The sequence below is a fragment of the Mycobacterium helveticum genome, from assembly GCF_007714205.1.
Taxonomy (GTDB): domain Bacteria; phylum Actinomycetota; class Actinomycetes; order Mycobacteriales; family Mycobacteriaceae; genus Mycobacterium; species Mycobacterium helveticum.
In genome coordinates this window covers 1-17,317 of the sequence record NZ_VMQU01000017.1, presented here as the reverse complement: position 1 = coordinate 17,317, position 17,317 = coordinate 1, and the positions used below count along the sequence as shown (strand labels likewise).

The 17,317-nt window shown below is 71.5% G+C and carries 14 protein-coding genes; 9 read left to right on the top strand and 5 right to left on the bottom strand.

Features of this window, described 5'->3' with window-relative positions; translation table 11 throughout:
- Positions 1–859: 859 nt before the first annotated feature.
- Both FPZ47_RS06160 and FPZ47_RS06155 read left to right on the top strand, forming a co-directional pair.
- On the top strand, positions 860–2,059 hold the full coding sequence (locus FPZ47_RS06160) for a CoA transferase (RefSeq protein ID WP_246133335.1): 1,200 nt from the start codon (positions 860–862) through the stop codon (positions 2,057–2,059).
- Entirely contained in the window at positions 2,053–3,366 is a 1,314-nt protein-coding gene (locus tag FPZ47_RS06155; RefSeq protein ID WP_144950268.1) for an amidohydrolase family protein, read from the top strand. Before FPZ47_RS06160 ends, FPZ47_RS06155 begins: the two co-directional genes overlap by 7 nt.
- Before the next feature lie 7 nt (positions 3,367–3,373).
- Here the strand turns inward: FPZ47_RS06155 and FPZ47_RS06150 are convergent, their stop codons facing one another.
- Positions 3,374–4,267, bottom strand: coding sequence for an alpha/beta hydrolase (locus FPZ47_RS06150; RefSeq protein WP_144950270.1), 894 nt, complete (start codon positions 4,265–4,267; stop codon positions 3,374–3,376).
- 253 nt (positions 4,268–4,520) lie between these two features.
- Between FPZ47_RS06150 and FPZ47_RS06145 the strand changes: the two genes are divergently transcribed.
- The 6 genes from FPZ47_RS06145 (at position 4,521) to FPZ47_RS06120 (ending at position 10,702) form a co-directional block, all read left to right on the top strand.
- On the top strand, positions 4,521–5,183 hold the full coding sequence (locus FPZ47_RS06145; protein ID WP_144950299.1) for a class I SAM-dependent methyltransferase: 663 nt from the start codon (positions 4,521–4,523) through the stop codon (positions 5,181–5,183).
- 64 nt (positions 5,184–5,247) lie between these two features.
- On the top strand, positions 5,248–6,453 hold the full coding sequence (locus tag FPZ47_RS06140; protein ID WP_144950273.1) for an alpha/beta hydrolase: 1,206 nt from the start codon (positions 5,248–5,250) through the stop codon (positions 6,451–6,453).
- A 42-nt stretch (positions 6,454–6,495) separates the two neighbouring features.
- On the top strand, positions 6,496–7,905 hold the full coding sequence (locus FPZ47_RS06135; protein WP_144950275.1) for a WS/DGAT/MGAT family O-acyltransferase: 1,410 nt from the start codon (positions 6,496–6,498) through the stop codon (positions 7,903–7,905).
- 140 nt (positions 7,906–8,045) lie between these two features.
- On the top strand, positions 8,046–8,837 hold the full coding sequence (locus tag FPZ47_RS06130; RefSeq protein ID WP_144950277.1) for a crotonase/enoyl-CoA hydratase family protein: 792 nt from the start codon (positions 8,046–8,048) through the stop codon (positions 8,835–8,837).
- 69 nt (positions 8,838–8,906) lie between these two features.
- Positions 8,907–10,409, top strand: coding sequence for a class I adenylate-forming enzyme family protein (locus tag FPZ47_RS06125; RefSeq protein ID WP_144950279.1), 1,503 nt, complete (start codon positions 8,907–8,909; stop codon positions 10,407–10,409).
- Complete coding sequence (locus FPZ47_RS06120) at positions 10,406–10,702, top strand: hypothetical protein (protein ID WP_145039351.1); 297 nt, start codon at positions 10,406–10,408, stop codon at positions 10,700–10,702. Before FPZ47_RS06125 ends, FPZ47_RS06120 begins: the two co-directional genes overlap by 4 nt.
- Before the next feature lie 2 nt (positions 10,703–10,704).
- On the opposite strand, the gene FPZ47_RS06115 is transcribed toward FPZ47_RS06120, so the two are convergent.
- The 3 genes from FPZ47_RS06115 to FPZ47_RS06105 all read right to left on the bottom strand — a co-directional run bounded on the left by FPZ47_RS06115 (position 10,705) and on the right by FPZ47_RS06105 (position 14,110).
- Positions 10,705–11,289: a TetR/AcrR family transcriptional regulator gene (locus FPZ47_RS06115; protein ID WP_484213802.1), complete on the bottom strand. Its 585-nt coding sequence runs from the start codon at positions 11,287–11,289 to the stop codon at positions 10,705–10,707.
- Positions 11,290–11,821: 532 nt separating this feature from the next.
- Positions 11,822–13,288: an aldehyde dehydrogenase gene (locus FPZ47_RS06110; RefSeq protein ID WP_144956766.1), complete on the bottom strand. Its 1,467-nt coding sequence runs from the start codon at positions 13,286–13,288 to the stop codon at positions 11,822–11,824.
- A gap of 45 nt (positions 13,289–13,333) precedes the next feature.
- Positions 13,334–14,110: a class I SAM-dependent methyltransferase gene (locus FPZ47_RS06105; RefSeq protein ID WP_144956769.1), complete on the bottom strand. Its 777-nt coding sequence runs from the start codon at positions 14,108–14,110 to the stop codon at positions 13,334–13,336.
- Between the two features lie 169 nt (positions 14,111–14,279).
- Here FPZ47_RS06105 and FPZ47_RS06100 point away from each other — a divergent pair, with 169 nt between their 5' ends.
- Positions 14,280–15,467, top strand: coding sequence for a glycosyltransferase family 4 protein (locus FPZ47_RS06100; RefSeq protein ID WP_144956772.1), 1,188 nt, complete (start codon positions 14,280–14,282; stop codon positions 15,465–15,467).
- A 62-nt stretch (positions 15,468–15,529) separates the two neighbouring features.
- Here FPZ47_RS06100 and FPZ47_RS06095 read toward each other — a convergent pair whose 3' ends face one another.
- On the bottom strand, positions 15,530–17,275 hold the full coding sequence (locus FPZ47_RS06095; RefSeq protein ID WP_144956775.1) for an MmpA family trehalose lipid delivery protein: 1,746 nt from the start codon (positions 17,273–17,275) through the stop codon (positions 15,530–15,532).
- Between the last annotated feature and the right edge of the window lie 42 nt (positions 17,276–17,317).

The window sequence follows — 17,317 nt, the reverse complement described above, 5'->3', positions numbered from 1 at the left end:
TTGCCTTCCCGAGGCCCCATGTGTCAGCGATGACGACGACACGTGTCCACTGAGAGTACAAGGAGCCGGTCCAATTAAAACTTATTATCTGTAAAACACAAGTAAAATATGCTCCAAGTCACAATTCCGCCCCATGGTGCACCGTTCCGCCTCAAGGTTTGGGCACGCGCCGATGTGAGCTGCGTCAACGGCATCTGATGTCGACCGCTGCGCTGCCCGCCGCTGCGCGCTCGCTCGGTCGCGCCGCACGCAGTCCGAGGTCCGGCCGGGTCCGGCGGGTCCGGCGGGTCCAACGGGTCTGCCGGTCACGCCGCCCGGTCCGTTTCCCCCGTCGGCCGCCTGCATGTCATGGGACACCCCAGCGACCTCGCGGCGCAGGGCGTCGGAAGCGTCCCGGGCCCTGCTGCACACGAGTCGGCGCTGAGGAAAAGGCCATTACAATGGGCGCGGACGCACCGCGTCGCGGGCGTTGAGGACCCGATACACGCGGGCCCGGGCTCGGCCAGCGGGCAAACGCGCGGTTGGCTTCGTCAGGGCGGTGGCCGGAGCGGCCGCGACTGCGTCAGCCGTCTCGACGACCGGGCCCACGGCGGTCGGATCGGGCGAGCCGACGGGCGCAAGGGATCCCGCCCCACGACTCCGCCGGGCCCGGTCATCGTCAAGAGCGACGAATGCGTTGGAGGCGGTTTGCGTACCAGAAGTATTTTACTAGCACCAAAACAATTCGTTTAGTCTTATTAGAAGAGAAGCAATCCCCCGGTCCCTGGGACCGGGACGTGAGCACTCGGTGGCGCATCGCCGTCGTGACCGACTCGCCCCTTGCGCCGCGGGCCCGGCACCCTGCGAGCACCATGGTGGGGTGAGTTCGGCACCGGACGTGTGGCCCAGAAGTTGGGGGAGCAGCGGGCTGGCCTACCTGACCGGGCGACCCGACGGCCCCCCCGACTTCTCCCGGGCGAACGTGTTGGGCCGCGCCGGGCGGGTGGCCGCCGCGGTCACCGCGCGCACGGGGGTGGCCGTCGATGCGGCCGGACTGCTGACCGGGCGCGCCGCGCTGCTCGGACTGTCCCGCGGGGGCCGAGTGTCGGCCGGCGGCGCCACGCGGTTGCTGGCGGCCCGCGACGACTGGTGTGCGCTCACGCTGTCTCGGCCCGACGACCTCGCGGCCGTCCCGGCGCTGCTGCGGGCCGACGACGTGCCCGAGGACCCGTGGCCGGCGCTCGCGCATTGGGCCGCAACGCGTCCGGCGTCGGAGATCACCGAACGTGCCACCCTGCTGGACATTCCGGCAGCCCGACTTGGTGAGGCCGCGCCCACGGCGCCCCGGATCCGCCGAACGGGCCCGCGCGCGCCCGCCCGCGGAGTGCCGGGCCTGCTGGTGGCCGACCTGTCCTCGATGTGGGCCGGCCCGCTGTGCGGGCAGTTGCTGGCACGCGCCGGGGCGACCGTCGTGAAGGTCGAGAGCCCGCGCCGCCCGGACGGCACCCGGGCGGGCGGCCGCGCCTTCTTCGACTGGATCAACGGCGGAAAGCTCTCCTATGCCGTGGATTTCGACCGCGCGGCCGACGAGCTGCGCGAACTGCTCGCGGCCGCTGACGTCGTCATCGAGGGCTCACGCCCGGCGGCCCTGGCGCGGCGCGGGCTCGGGCCCGGGCACGTGGCGCCCAGAGCGGGCCGAATCTGGTTGCAGGTCAGCGGATATGACGATCAGCCCGGACGGCCCGCGTTCGGGGACGATGCCGCGGTCGGCGGCGGCCTGGTCGGCGCCGGGCCGGAGGGGCCGGTCTTCTGCGCGGACGCGGTCGCCGATCCGTTGACCGGTCTGGAGGCGGCCTCGGCGGTGACCGAAGCGCTGGGCCGGGGCGGCGGCGAACTGATCCGGGTGTCGATGGCCGGCATCGCCGCGACCTATGCCGCGCTGCCGGCGGAGCCGTCGGTGTCGCCCTGCGCGGCGCCGCCACCGCGGCCGCCGGCCGCGTGCCTGCCCGCGGCCGCACTCGGCGCCGACAACGGCGAGGTACGCCGTCTGGTCGCCGAAAGACGTTGCCCGGCATGCTGATCAAGCAAGCGGCATTGCTCGACGGCAGGATCGTCGACATCAGGGTGGACGAGCTCGTGCGGGAGGTCGGCGCGCCGCCGGGCGACCTGGCCGCCCGGCACGGGGAAGGCGTCCTCTACGCCAACGGCGGCACGGTCCTGCCCGGACTCCACGACCACCACGTGCACGTCCGCTCGGCCGCCGCCGCGCTGGACTCGTTTCTCGTCGGGCCGCCCGGCGTGCGCACCGACACCGAGCTGAGGCGACTGCTCTCCAATGCCCCGCCGGGTCCCGACGGATGGATTCGCGCCATCGGATACCACGAATCGGTCGCCGGGGAGTTGGACCGCAGCTTCCTGGACGCCGTGGTGCCCACGGTCCCGGTGCGCATCCAGCACCGCAGCGGCGCGCTGTGGATCCTCAACTCCGCGGCGCTGGGCCGGGTCGGGCTGGCCGAGCACCCCGACGGGCGCCTGCGCAGCGGCGAGCGCGGCTGGTCGGACGCCGTGCTGCGGCGCGAAAGCGACCTGGCCGAGCTCAGCCGCCGCATCACCGCCTACGGCGTCACCGGCGTCACCGACGCCACCCCCGACCTCGATCCGGCCGAGATGGAGTCGCTGTCGTCGGCGCAGCGCCGCGGCGAGTTCCGGCCGCGCCTGGGCTTCCTGTCGCCGGGCAAGAGAATCCTGCGGGAAGATCGCCTCGACCTCGACGACCTCGCCCGCTGGATCGGCGAACGCCACGCCGCCGGCGGGCCGGTCGCCGTCCACTGCGTCACCGCCGCCCAGCTGGTGGTGGCGATCGCGGCCCTGCGCGCCGCCGGGAGCCATCCGCTGGACCGGATCGAGCATGCCGCCATGGTGCCCGACGACACCTTGGCCGACCTCGCCGATCTCGGGGTCACCGTGGTGACGCAGCCCAACTTCGTCGCCGAGCGCGGCGACCAGTACCTCGCCGACGTCCCCGTCGCCGAGCACGGGCAGCTCTGGCGCGTCGCGTCGTTGCTCGAGGCGAGGGTGCCGGTGGCGCTGTCCACCGACCTGCCGTTCGGCCACGGCGACCCGTGGACCGCGATGCGCGCCGCCGTGTACCGCACCACGCCGAGCGGCGTCGTTCTCAACGCCGGCGAACGTGTGTCGGCGCGCCGGGCCGTGACGATGTTCCTCGGCCGGCCGGAGCGGCCGGGCCGGTCCCGGAGCATCGAAACCGGGCAGCCGGGCGACCTCTGCGTGCTCAGTGAGCCGCCGGCCACGGTGCTGGCCGAGCTGGACGCCGGCATGGTCGCGGCCACCGTCATCGGCGGCGAGCTCGCCTACTTCGCGATGTGAGCGGCGGTCAGGCCACCGCGGTCAGCGCCGCACGCAAGCTGTCGCATTGGCTGTCGAAAAAGCGTTGTGACACTGCGGCTTTGGGCGCCCACATGTCGAAGCCGTGGAACGCCCCGGGGATGACCTCGACCTGGCACGCCACCCCGGCGGCCCGCAGCCGTTCGGCGTACGCGAGGTCTTCGTCATGGAACAGGTCGTGGGTGCCGACCCCGATCCACGCCGGCGGCAGCCCCCGCAGGTCGGTGCGCCGGCCCGGGACGGCGACCTGCGGGTCGGCACCGCCCAGATACGCCGCCCACCCGAACCGGTTGCTGCGCGCACTCCACAGCCGGTGGTTCGGATTATGGCCGGACGCCGAGCTGCGATCGTCGAGCATGGGATACGCCAGCAGCTGGAACAGGGGGCTGACTTCCGCGCGGTCGCGGGCCAGCAGCGCCAGGGCCGCGGCGAGCCCGCCGCCGGCGCTGGCGCCCCCGATGGCCACCCGCCGCGCATCCACGGACGGCAGCTCGGCCAGCCAGGTCAACGCCGCGTAGCAGTCCTCCAGCGGTGCCGGATAGGGATGTTCGGGCGCCAGACGGTATTCCACCGACGCGACGGTGATGCCCAGGCGGGTGCTGAACCGGCGGCACACCGGGTCGTCCTGTTCGGCGCTGCCGAGCACGTAGCCGCCGCCGTGAATCCACAGCAGCGCGGGCGTCGTCCCGGAAACGCCGACGGGCCGGAACAACCGCACGCCGCTGCCCGGGCCCAGGTCGATCACCTCGACGTCGCCGGCGCCGCCGCGTCCGCGCAGCCGCGCCACCGCCCGCATGATCCGCAGAGTCCGCGGGCCGATCATGTGCCGAGGCGTGAGACGGGCGACTTTGCGCAGGTCGGGGTGAACGTCGCTGTTGGGCATGGGTCGAGTATCGCTCACGCGGCGGGCCGCCCGAGCCGGCGGATCCGGTGACCCCGCGCGCCGAACCACCGCGCGCCGCCGGCGTGCGGCTGTGGCAGGCTCAGGGTTGGTCGGGCAAAGATCGGGGTATCGGTGGGAGTGCCGACGGCCGCGTACAGGCCGGCATGTCGGCGGTGCGGGTTGGTCGTAACCTCTCCCGACGGGCGCCCCATGCGCCCGGGCCGGCGGTTCGGGCAGGATGCGAGGGACAGAAGTGTTGGGGCATCTCTACGATCGGGCGCTGGGCGGCGAACGGTGCTGGATCCGCCACGAGGACGGCGAGGTGCGCCCGCTGCCGGTTCACCGCTGGCTGGGTGTCCGGTCCCCGCCGGGTGAGTCGGCCGCACCCGATCAGGCCCTCGACGAAGACTTCGACGAAGCCGTCACGCAGCTGTGCAACGGGCCGACCATCGAACTCGGTTGCGGTCCGGGGCGATTGGTGGCCCGACTGATTCAGCGGGGGGTCCCCGCGCTGGGTATCGACCGATCCGCGACCGCGATCCGCCTGGCGGGTCGCGGCGGTGCGCCGGCCCTGCTGGGCGATGTCTTCGAGCCGCTGCCCGGAACGGGGCAATGGCAGACGGTTCTGCTTGTCGACGGCAACATCGGCCTGGGCGGAGACCCGCTGCGCATCCTGGGCCGCGCCGCCGAGTTGCTGGGCCGCGGCGGGCGCTGCGTCGCCGAGTTCGACGCCGAGGCGATCGGGATCCGGGTGCGCTGGGTGCGCCTGGAGTCGGCCGGCGACATCGGGCCCTGGTTCCGCTGGGCATCCGTCGGTGTCGACAGCGCCGAGACGCTGGCCGCGCAGGTGGGGCTGACGCTGACCGACGTCCGCCTGGTGGGCGCCCGGGTCGTCGCGAGCCTCGCGGCCCGGTAGCCCGGCCGGACGCCCTCGACGCAAACGTCAGTTTCCGTGGAGTGCGCGAGGGTACCCTCGCGTGATGACGGCGAGGGTCCCGAGCACGACATCGTGCGTGAAATGGTTGCTACGGGCCCGCCCGGGCGATTACGCGCTGGCCTTGAGCGTCGCGGGGGCATCGCTCCCGATCGTCGGCAAGCACCTGGAACCCCTGGGCGGCGTCGCCGCGATGGGCGTCTGGGGTGTGCGGCAGGCACCGGAAGCCCTCGCCGCGATGGCGAAAGACCTCCTGACGCCCGGGATCCGGGACACGCGGCGGCGCGACCGGCAGTACATGCGCGACGTCTCCGTCGCGGCATTGCGCGAAGTCGTGCCCACGGCGGACCTCGACGGCGAATGGCCGGCCGCGGACCGGACCCCGCCGATCTGGGACGCGCTGCGCCAGCACCGCTACCTCTATCGCCGTGCGGTGCACTACGGCGACCACCCCGCGCAGGTCCTCGACGTCTGGCGGCGCAAGGACCTGCCGGCGCGGCCCGCGCCCGTCCTGGTGTTCCTGCCCGGCGGCGCCTGGGTGCACGGCAGGTGCGTGGGGCAGGGGTCGGCGCTGATGTCGCGGCTGGCCGAGCAGGGCTGGGTGTGCCTGGCCGTCGACTATCGCGTTGCGCCGCATCACCGGTGGCCGCGCCACATCATCGACGCCAAGACCGCCATCGCCTGGGCGCGCGCCAACGTCGACAAGTTCGGCGGCGACCGCGATTTCGTTGCGGTGGCGGGTTGTTCGGCCGGCGGGCACCTGGCCGCGCTGGCCGGCCTGACCCCCGGCGACCCGCAACACCAGGAGAAGCTGCCGGAGGGGGCGGACACCTCCGTGGACGCGGTGGTCGGAATCTACGGCCGCTACGACTGGGAGGACCGCTCCACACCCGAGCGCGCCCGCTTCGTCGACTTCCTGGAGCGGGTGGTGGTCAAACGCTCGATCGGCCGCCACCCCGAGTTGTACCGCGACGCGTCGCCCATCGCGCGGGTGCACCGCAACGCCCCGCCGTTCCTGGTGATTCACGGGAGCAAGGACTCCGTGATCCCCGTGGCGCAGGCGCGCAGCTTCGTCGAAAGGCTGCGCGCGGCGTCGCACTCGAAGGTCGGCTACGTCGAATTGCCCGGTGCCGGCCACGGCTTCGACCTCATCGACGGCGAACGGGCAGGCGAGATGGCGCACGCGACGGCGCTGTTCCTCAACCAGGTCCATCGCACCACGACCCGGATCGGCGCAAAAGAGGTCATCTGAGGCCGCCGCTGAGTATCGTCGCCGTATGGGCAAGGGGCAGCGGTGAAACGGCTCAGCGGCTGGGACGCGGTCCTGCTGTACAGCGAAACGCCGAACGTGCACATGCACACGATCAAGGTCGCCGTCATCGAATTGAGCGCGGACAGAAGCGACTTCGGCATCGACGCCTTTCGCCAGGTCATCGGCGGCCGGCTGAACAAGCTCGAACCGTTCTGCTATCAGCTCGTCGACATCCCGTTCAAGTTCCACCACCCGATGTGGCGCGAGCACTGCGAGGTCGACCTCGACCACCACATCCGTCCCTGGCGGCTGCCGGCGCCGGGTGGCCGTCGCGAGTTGGACGAGGCGATCGGCCGCATCGCCGGCACCCCGCTGGACCGCGAACGGCCTTTGTGGGAAATGTATTTCGTCGAGGGCCTGGCCGACAACCGGATCGCGGTGGTGGGCAAGATCCACCACGCGCTCGCCGACGGCGTCGCCTCGGCCAACCTGATGGCCCGCGGCATGGACCTGCAGCCCGGGCCCGAAGGCGGCCCCTACGTGCCGGACCCGGCGCCCACCACGGGCCGGTTGGTGGGTTCGGCGTTCGCCGATCACCTGCGTCACATCGGGAGGCTGCCGCGGACCATCCGCTACACCGCTGAGGGGCTGGGCCGGGTGCGCCGCAGCTCGCGCAAGCTGTCACCGGAGCTGACCCGGCCGTTCGAGCCGCCGCCGACCTTCATGAACCACAAGATCACCCCGGAGCGGCGGTTCGCCACCGCCACGCTGGCGCTCGCCGACGTCAAAGAGACCGGCAAGCGGCTCGGGGGCACCATCAACGACATGGTGCTGGCCATGTCGACCGGTGCGTTGCGCACCATGCTGCTGCGCTACGACGGCAAGGCCGATCCGCTTTTGGCGTCGGTGCCGGTCAGCTTCGACTTCTCCCCGGACCGCATTTCCGGCAACTACTTCACCGGAATGCTGGTGGCGCTGCCCGTGGACATCGACGATCCGCTGGGGCGGGTCCAGGCCTGCCACGAGAACGCGATCTCGGCCAAGGAGGGCCACCAGCTCATGGGCCCCGAACTGGTCAGCCGGTGGGCCTCCTACCTGCCGCCGGCGGCGACGGAATCCTTCTTCCGGTGGGCGTCCGGCCGGGAGGGACACAACAAGGTGCTCAACCTGAACATCTCGAACGTCCCCGGTCCCCGCGAGCGCGGCCGGGTCGGCGGGGCCCTGGTCACCGAGATCTATTCGGTGGGTCCGTTGACCGCCGGCAGCGGCCTCAACATCACGGTGTGGAGCTACGTCGACCAGCTCAACATCTCGGTGCTGTCCGACGGCGCCACCCTCGAAGATCCCCACGAGGTGACCGATGCCATGGTCGCCGACTTCATCGAAATCCGCCGCGCCGCAGGGATTGCCGAGGAGCTGACGGTCGTCGGGACCGCGATGGCCCAAGCGTGAACACGGCCTGATCCCGCGGGCACCCCGGGGAGTGGTAACGGGGCTCTCGGCGGATGCCAATGCCATTTCCGGGTGACGCTCGGGGACGGTTACCATCAGTCGGGAACAGTCACCGACTTGGTAAGGAGCTTCGGCGCACCGTGAGCACAGGGAACGAACAGGCCGGCACTGAAGAACCCGAAGTCCTCGTCGAGCAACGGGACCGGATCCTGATCATCACGATCAACCGGCCCAGGGCCAAAAACGCGGTCAACGCCGCGGTCGCCCGGGGCCTGGCGGACGCGATGGACCGGCTCGACGCCGAGGCCGGTCTGTCGGTGGGGATCATCACCGGCGCGGGCGGATCGTTCTGCGCCGGAATGGATCTCAAGGCTTTCGCGCGGGGCGAACTTCCCGTCGTTCAAGGCCGCGGCATGGGTTTCACCGAGCGTCCGCCGGACAAGCCGCTGATCGCCGCGGTGGAGGGATACGCCCTGGCCGGGGGCACCGAGCTGGCGCTGGCCACCGACCTGATCGTGGCGTCGAGGGACTCGGCGTTCGGGATCCCCGAGGTCAAGCGCGGTCTGGTCGCCGGCGGCGGGGGATTGCTGCGGCTGCCCGAGCGCATCCCCTACGCGGTCGCGATGGAGCTGGCGCTGACCGGGGACAATCTGCCCGCCGAGCGCGCCCACGAACTCGGGCTCGTCAACGCGCTGGCGGAGCCGGGCCAGGCGCTGGAGACAGCGATCGCGCTGGCCGAGCGGATCGCCGCCAACGGGCCGCTCGCCGTGGCGGCCACCAAGCGGATCATCATCGAGTCTCGCGGCTGGAGCCCGGACGCCATGTTCGCCGAACAGATGAAGATCCTGGGCCCGGTGTTCGCGTCCAACGATGCCAAGGAGGGCGCCATCGCGTTCGCCGAGAAGCGTCCTCCGCGCTGGACGGGCTCCTGATCCCCGATACACTATGTTCGTAGAGTCTCGGTGTGATCCGAAAACGCCCGGTGATCAGAAAGATCGAGGATGAGCATTTCGTTGCTGCTCGAGATGGCCGTGTCGGGCAACCCCGATCGCACGGCCGTCGTCTGTGACGACGTGCGGTTGACGACGCAGCAGCTCAGCGATCTCGCCGACGTCGGCGCGGGCGTCATCGCGGCCTCGGGCGCCGAGCACGTGGCGTACGTCGGCACCGGCGGCGCCATGCTGCCCGTGCTGATCTTCGCGGCGGCACGCGCCGGGGTGGCGTTCACCCCGGTCAACTACCGGCTGTCGGCCGACGGCATCCAGACCCTGATCCGGCGGCTCCCCGCACCGCTGGTCATCGTCGACGGCCGCTACCGCGACATGATCGGGGACGCGTCGCAGCGGGTGCTGGTCTCCGACGACTTCCTGGCCGCCGCGCGCGGCGCCGAGCCCCCGGAAAACCCGGCGGAGTTCGCCGACCCGGACTCGGTTGCGGTCGTGCTGTTCACATCCGGCACCACGTCGCAACCCAAGGCCGTCGAGCTCACGCACAACAACCTCACCAGCTACGTGACCGGCAGCGTCGAGTTCGAGTCGGCCGCCGCCACCGATGCCGCGCTGATCTGTGTGCCGCCGTATCACATCGCCGGCGTGAGCGCCGCGCTGTCCAATCTGTACGCCGGGCGCACGATGGTCTACCTGCCCAATTTCGACGCGCGCGAGTGGGTGCGGCTGGTCAACGCCGAGCGGGTGACCACGGCGACGGTGGTGCCCACGATGCTGGACCGCATCGTCACCGCGCTTGAGACCGACGGCCACCGCCTGCCGTCGCTGCGCAACCTGGCCTACGGCGGCTCCAAAGTCGGACTGCCGCTGGTGCGCCGGGCGCTGGAACTGCTGCCGGGGGTGGGGTTCGTCAACGCCTACGGACTGACCGAGACCAGCTCGACGATCGCGGTGCTCACCCCCGACGACCACCGCGCTGCGCAGTCCGCGCCGGACGCCGCCGGGTCCCGGCGACTGGGCTCGGTCGGGCGGCCCGTGCCCGGCGTCGAGGTGCAGATCCGCGACGAGCAGGGCACGGTGCTCGGTCCCGGGGAGACCGGCGAGCTGTTCGTGCGCGGCGAGCAGGTCTCGGGACGCTACACCGGGATCGGTTCCGTGCTGGACGAGAACGGCTGGTTCCCGACGAAAGACATCGCCATGGTCGATGAGGACGGCTACCTGTTCATCGGCGGGCGCAGCGACGACACCATCATCCGCGGCGGGGAGAACATCGCCCCCGCTGAGCTGGAGGAGGTGCTCGTCGAGCACCCCGACGTGCGGGACGTGGCGGTGGTCGGGGTCGAGGATCCGCAGTGGGGCCAGGCGATCGTCGCCGTGGTGGTGCCGGCTCCGGGGTGCGAGCCCGACCCCGAGGAACTGCGCGAGTTCGTGCGTAAAAACCTGCGGGGGTCGCGGACCCCGGACCGGGTAGTGTTCCGCGATGAGCTGCCGACCACCCCCACTGGCAAGGTGCTGCGCCGGGAGATCATCGAAAAGCTGGAAGGACTGCACGCATGATCAAGAACGGAACCCGTCTCGCCAGCCAGGTGTGCGACACCCAGGTCATCGTGGTCCGCAGCGCCGACAGCCTCGACGACCTGCGCTGCGGTGGCGCGCCGATGGTGGCCATCGGCGCGCAGCGGTCGGGCGAGCCGGACCCGGCGTTCGCCGGGGGCACCGTGATGGGCAAGCGCTACGTCGACGACAACGGTGCCGAGGTGCTGGTGACCAAGCCCGGCGCCGGGAGCCTGAGCATCGGCACGACCCCGCTGCAGCTCAAAGAGGTCAAGCCGCTGCCGGCCAGCGACTGAGATCAGCCGTCGCGCTTGTCGGGCAGGCCGTTGCGGATAACGAATTCCTTTGCCTTGATCAGGAATTCGATGTGATCGCCGACATGGTGGAGCGGGTCGATGCTGTGCGTCGAGCGGGACAGCACGATCGCGCCCTCCAGCGCGGCGATCGACATCACCGCCAGTGACGCCGCGTCGTCCTCGTCGAAGCCGTCGGCGACGAACGCCCGGGTCATCGCCGCACACCAGCGGCCGAGGATGGCACCGGCCTCCGTCGACAGCGCGCGTTCTTCGTCGGTCGAGCCGATCGCGGCCGCCACCACGGGGCAGCCGGCGCCGAAGTCTCCGTCGGTCAGCAGACGTTCCCAGAACTCGACGAACTCGCGCAGCAGGGCCCGCGCGCCCCAGCCCGCGGCGTCGTCGATCATCGCGGTGATGGAATCGCCGGAGTACCGTAGCGCTTCGCTGAGGATCTGACTGCGTCCGTCGGGAAAGTGGTGGTACACCGAGCCGCGCGGCGCCCCGCTGCGGGCGAGCACTTCGTCGATGGTCACCCCGGCTGCTCCGCGCTCCCGCATCACCTCGGCGGCGCTGATCAACATGTTCATGCGCGTGTCGCACCGCTTCGCGGCGGGACGGTCGGGCGCTTTGTCGGTGGTGGTCAGCCTGTTAGTCGGCACTGTCGTACCTCCCGTGGCCGGCGTCATGCAGCGTGCGAATGCCGGGGTGCCGGCCAAGGCATGCTACGCGGACCGAACCGGAACCGCCGCCGCTTGAGGTCGGGTAGCGCACGGATGAACTGGTAGCCGGCGACGTTGAGCTCGATGATCCACATGGTTTACTCCCCGGCCGTGTGTGGCCTTTGACTATGCTGAGAACCATATAAGACATTTGTCCAGCAAGCAACTTTCATTCCCTAAGTAACCCGCATACCACCGGAAACCGGTGAGACGGCCGTCACAATGGCGGATCGGCGCGCATGGTTAGGGCCGGTCTCTATGGTGCCTCGCATAATCATCGGGCTGGCGAACGCCGAAAACGCCGAGCGTGCACTCGGCGCGAGACGTCAGCCCGTGAATCTGAGCCGGGCCGAAATCTCGCAGTGAGTGCACGCTCGGCGTGCGGGGCGGTCAGCCCGGCCTAGCTCTCCAGGGTGTAACCCATCGGCATCAGCACGCTTTTCTGCTGGGTGAAGTGCTCGACGCCTTCCGGCCCGTTCTCGCGACCGATGCCGGAGTTCTTGTAGCCGCCGAACGGGCAGCAGGGGTCGAACGCGTACCAGTTGATGCCATAGGTCCCGGCGCGGATCTTCTCCGCGACCTTGATCCCCTTGTCGATGTCGGTGGTCCAGACGCTGCCGGCCAGGCCGTACACCGAGTCGTTGGCGATCTTGATCGCGTCCTCTTCGGTGTCGTATCCGATGATGCTCAGCACCGGGCCGAAGATCTCCTCCTGCGCGATCGTCATCTTGTTGTCGACGTCGGCGAACACCGTGGGCTGCACGAAGAAGCCGCCGTCCAGGCCCTCGGGGCGGCCGCCGCCACACACCAGCCGGGCGCCCTCCTCGATGCCCTTGGCGATGTAGCCCTCGACACGGGCGCGCTGCTTCTCCGAGATCAGCGACCCGATCTGGGCGGCCGCGTCCGACGGCGGGCCGACCGGTAACGCCTGCACGAAAGTGCTTACCGCGTCGACGATTTCGTCGTAGCGCGAGCGGGGGGCCAGGATGCGGGTCTGGGCCACGCAGGCCTGCCCGGTGTTCATGATCCCGGAGAACACCAGCATCGGGATGGAGGAGGCCAGGTCGACGTCCTCGAGCAGGATGGCCGCCGATTTCCCGCCGAGCTCCAGCGTGCACGGCTTCAGCATGTCCGCGGCGCGGCGGCCGATCTCCTTGCCGACGGCGGAGCTGCCGGTGAAGGAGAAGAGGTCGACGGCTGGGTTGGAGGTCAGCGCCTGGCCGGTCTCGATTCCTCCGGGCACCACTGAGAGCACGCCCTCGGGCAGGCCGGCCTCGGCCAGGGTCTCCGCGAGAAGGTTTGCACTCAGCGGAGTTTCGGCCGCCGGCTTGAGCACCACGGTGCAGCCGGCCAGCAGCGCCGGACCCAGCTTGTTGACCGCGAGGAACAGCGGCACGTTCCACGCGACGATGGCGCCCACCACGCCGATCGGCTCCCGGTAGACGATGGTCTGCCCGTAGCCGCCGTTGCGGATCTCGCGCCACTTCACGTCGTCGGCCGCGGGGCCGGCGAAGTAGTTCATCGCGCCCATCGAGCTCATCCAGTGCATCGTCTCGATGCCGGTGGGCGGCTGACCGGTCTCGGCCGCCAGGACCGCGGTGAACTTGTCCTTGCGCTCCTCCATCAACTTGAGCGCGTTGGCGATGACGGCCGCGCGTTCCTTCGGCGGCGTGGTGGGCCAGGGGCCGTTGTCGAACGCGGCGCGCGCCGCGGCGATCGCCGCGTCGACGTCGGCCGCCGCCGCCAGCGGCGTCTTGCCGACGTATTCCCCGGTGGCCGGGCAGTGCACCTCGATCACGTCGGAAGTCGACGGCGCCGTCCACTTGCCACCGATGAACAGTTTGTCGTATTCGGTCTTCTCGCTCATGGGCGTCACCCTACCCAAGCGAAAGCAAAACGAGAACATGTTTCATTACTGCGGTGACAGGACCAGCACCAGATTGCTGACCAGGAACTCCCGCAGCAGCGGCACAGAGGTCGGCCCCCACGCCCAACGGGGGTGGTAGCGGGGGAATGCCGCGACGAGCGCGCCGGTGCTCGCGGCCCACCGCAGGCCGTCGGCGGCCGACACCGCGAACAACGACGACCCGTAGTCGTTTTTGGGCCGGTGGCCGTGTTTGCGGGCGTAGCGCGCGGCGGCGCGTGCGCCGCCCAGGTAGTGCGTCAGCCCCATCTCGTGGCCGCCGAACGGGCCCAGCCACACGGTGTAGGACAGCACCACCAGCCCGCCCGGCCTGGTGACCCGCAGCATCTCGCCGCCGAGCTGCCAGGGCCGCGGTACGTGCTCGGCGACGTTGGACGACAGGCAGATGTCCACCGAGTCGTCGGCGAACGGCAGCGCCATGCCCGACGCCCGTACGAACGTGCTCCCGCCCGGCCTTGCCCCGGCCCCCGCGGGGCCGTCCGCGTGCATCTCGTCCGGGTCCGGCTCGACGCCGATATAGCGGATACCGGCCTGCTCGAAGGCCGCCGCGAAATAGCCGGGTCCGCCGCCGACGTCGAGCAGCGTGCGGCCGGCCGGGACCTCGCCGCGGGCCGCCTGCCACAGGTCGCCGACCATCGCCGCGGTGTCGGCGGCCAGGGCCCGGTAGAACCGCGGCGGGTCGGGCTGCTCGTAGCGGAACGCCGACAGCAGCCGCAGCGAGCGGGCCAGCGTCGCCCGGCGGGCGAAGATGTCGGTGACGGCCACCGGCCAACCCTATGGCCGCGCGTCACACTGGTCGCCCGGCTGGGTTGGACGGCCGGTCTCCTCCTCCCGCCGCTGCGCGGCGGGCATCGTCGCCCGGCTGGGTTGGACGGCCGGTCTCCTCCTCCCGCCGCTGCGCGGCGGGCATCGTCGCCCGGCTAGGCTGAACTCGATGTCTTCCCTGCGCTCAGTACTGCTGTTGTGCTGGCGCGACACCGGACACCCCCAGGGCGGCGGCAGCGAGGCCTACCTGCAGCGCATCGGCGCGCAGCTGGCCGGCTCGGGTATCGCCGTCACACTGCGGACCGCCCGCTATCCGGGCGCGCCGCGCCGCGAGGTGGTCGACGGCGTACGGATCGTGCGTGCCGGTGGCCGTTACTCGGTGTACGTGTGGGCGCTGTTGGCGATGGCCGTGCAGGAGGCCGGGGCGCGGTTGGGGCTCCCCCGGCTGCGGCGGACGCGGCCCGACGTGGTTGTCGACGCGCAGAACGGTCTGCCTTTTCTGGCCCGGCTGGTGCACGGCCGCCGGGTGGTGGTGCTGGTCCACCACTGCCATCGCGAGCAGTGGCCGGTGGCCGGGCCGGTGCTCGGCCGGGTGGGCTGGTTCGTCGAGTCGAAACTGTCACCGTGGCTGAACCGGCGCAACCAGTACCTCACGGTGTCGCTGCCGTCGGCTCGGGACCTGGTCGCCCTCGGGGTGGCCGACGAGCGGATCGCGGTCGTCCGCAACGGCCTCGACGAGGCGCCGGCGGCGTCGTTGTCCGGCCCGCAGGCGGCGACCCCGCGGGTGGTGGTCCTGTCGCGGCTGGTGCCGCACAAGCAGATCGAGGACGCGCTGGAAGCGGTCGCGGAGCTGCGGAGGCGCAGACCGGGCATACCCGGTCTGCGCCTCGACATCGTCGGCGACGGATGGTGGCGGCAGCGGCTCGTCGACCACGTGCGCTCCCTGGGCATCGCCGACGCGGTGGTCTTCCACGGCCACGTCGACGACATCACCAAACACCATGTGCTGCAGAGCTCGTGGGTGCACGTGCTGCCGTCGCGCAAGGAGGGATGGGGCCTGGCGGTCGTCGAAGCGGCCCAACACCGGGTGCCCACCATCGGCTACCGGTCCTCGGGCGGTCTGTCCGACTCGATCGTCGACGGGGTGACCGGCATCCTGGTGGACGACCGCGCCGAGCTGGTCGACCGTCTCGGGGAATTGCTGTCGGATCCGGTGCTGCGGGATCAACTCGGAGCCAAGGCGCAGACCCGCACGGGTGAGTTCTCCTGGGCGCAGAGCGCGACCGCGATGCGCGGTGTGCTGGAAGCGGTACAGGCCGGCCGACTCGTCAGTGGTCTGGTCGGCGTCGGCATCTGACGGCGCGCCGCCCCGCGACACATAATCCTGTGCGACGTCTCCCGGCGTGTCGCCGTCATGGTTTATGTGTCGCCGAGGGCGGCCTCGACGCCGGCACCTTCGCCGCGGCGGCGCCGAACCGCGCCGACCGCCGCGCCGGCGCCCCCGGCGATCAGCAGCGCCAGCCACGCCAGGTGCGCGGCCAAAGTCGCGTCGCGCCGGGCCCCGGACGCCCCCGCGGTGTCGCCGCCGACCCGGTAGAGCGCGATCTGGTTGTCGCGGTAGACCGGCGTCAGCGCATCCAGGGTGCGACGGGCCGCGCCCATGTCACCGGCGCTGCCGGATTCGACGACCAGCCACCCCACACCGGCGCGGGCCGCCGCGCACGGGTCGGGCCCGGCCAGCAGCAGGTCCTGGACCGTGCGGGCGTGGGCGCCCTCCCCGGGCACGACGACCCCGGAGATGACCAGGTCACCGGTGGTGAGGACGTCGGCGCGCACCCACCGCGGCAGTGGGTCCAGCACCGGTGCGGGACCGGACCACGAAAAGCGCCGCATGGTCCCGGCCGGCAGCGCCGCGACGGTTCCCGGGGCGCCGGGCCGATCGTTGACCGCCGCCGCCACGGCCGCCCACCCCGGCGGATAGCGCACCGGCGCAACCTTGCCGCCCACGCCCCACGCCAGGTCGGGCAGGGCCGCGATCAGCAGCACGCAGCCCACCAGGGCGGTGGCTGATGGTTTCAGCGGCCTCACCCACCTGGGCAGCGTCACCACCGCGCCGGCGCCCGCCAGCGCATAGCCGGGCATCGCCAGTGCCACCCACTTCTGCCCGTCGCGCAGCACGCCGAGGCCCGGCGCGGCATCGACCAGCGCGCCGAGCGCGCGCAGACCCGGACCGGTCGCCAGCGCGGCCGGCACCAGCACCGACACCACCGCCAGCACGAGCAGCGGCGCGGTGGCCCGCCGGCGCGCCACCGCCGGCGCACCGGCCAGCACCACGCCCAGCAACGCAACGGCCGAGAAGACCGCGAAAAGTGTTGCCCGCGAAGCGGGTACCGCCTGGCCGTTCCAGATACCGCCGAGGCTGGCCAGGCTGAGCAGCGTGCCCAGGCCGGGCTCGGCGCGCGGCGCGAACGCCCTGACGCCGAGCGCGTTGGCCGCGGTATGGGCGGTCAAGGACGATCCCATCGCCGCCGCCGTCAGCCAGGGCAGCGCCGCCACCAGCGCGGCGCCCAAAGTCGCCGCGGCGCACAGCCGGCGCGAGCGGCCCGCGCCCGGCGCACCGACGCACACCAGCGCGACCGCCGCGGCGAGCAGCAACCCGGTCGGGGTCAGGCCGGCCGCCGCGATCCAGAAGACCAAGGCGGAAAACGCGCCCGCGCCGCCTCCGGACGACCGCAGCGCGAGCATCGCCGTCGCAACCCAGGGCAGGCAGCCGTAGCCGACCAGCAGGCTCCAGTGCCCCTGCAGCAACCGTTCGGCGACGTACGGATTCCAGATCGCCAGCGTGGTCGCGACGAACTGGCCGGCCGCGCCGGCCGCCGGCAGCGCCGTGTCGACCAATCGTGCCGCACCCCATCCCGCCAGCCACAACCCCGCGACGAGCAGCACCTTCACCACGACGCCGCCGTCGACCAGCCGCGAGGCCAGTGCCACCGCGAAATCCTGCGGCGTCGCCCGCGGCGCCGACGTCAATCCGAGGGCGGCGTCGGACAGGTACGACCGCGGCGTCGACACCGCGTCGCGCAGGAGCAGATACCCGGGCCCCAGCAACGGTGCCGTCACCAGCAGCGCCAGGGCCAGCGCGTACCCGGGCCGGATCCAGCGCACGGGGGGCCTGGCCGAGCCGGGCTATTCCCGCTCGGGCGGGGG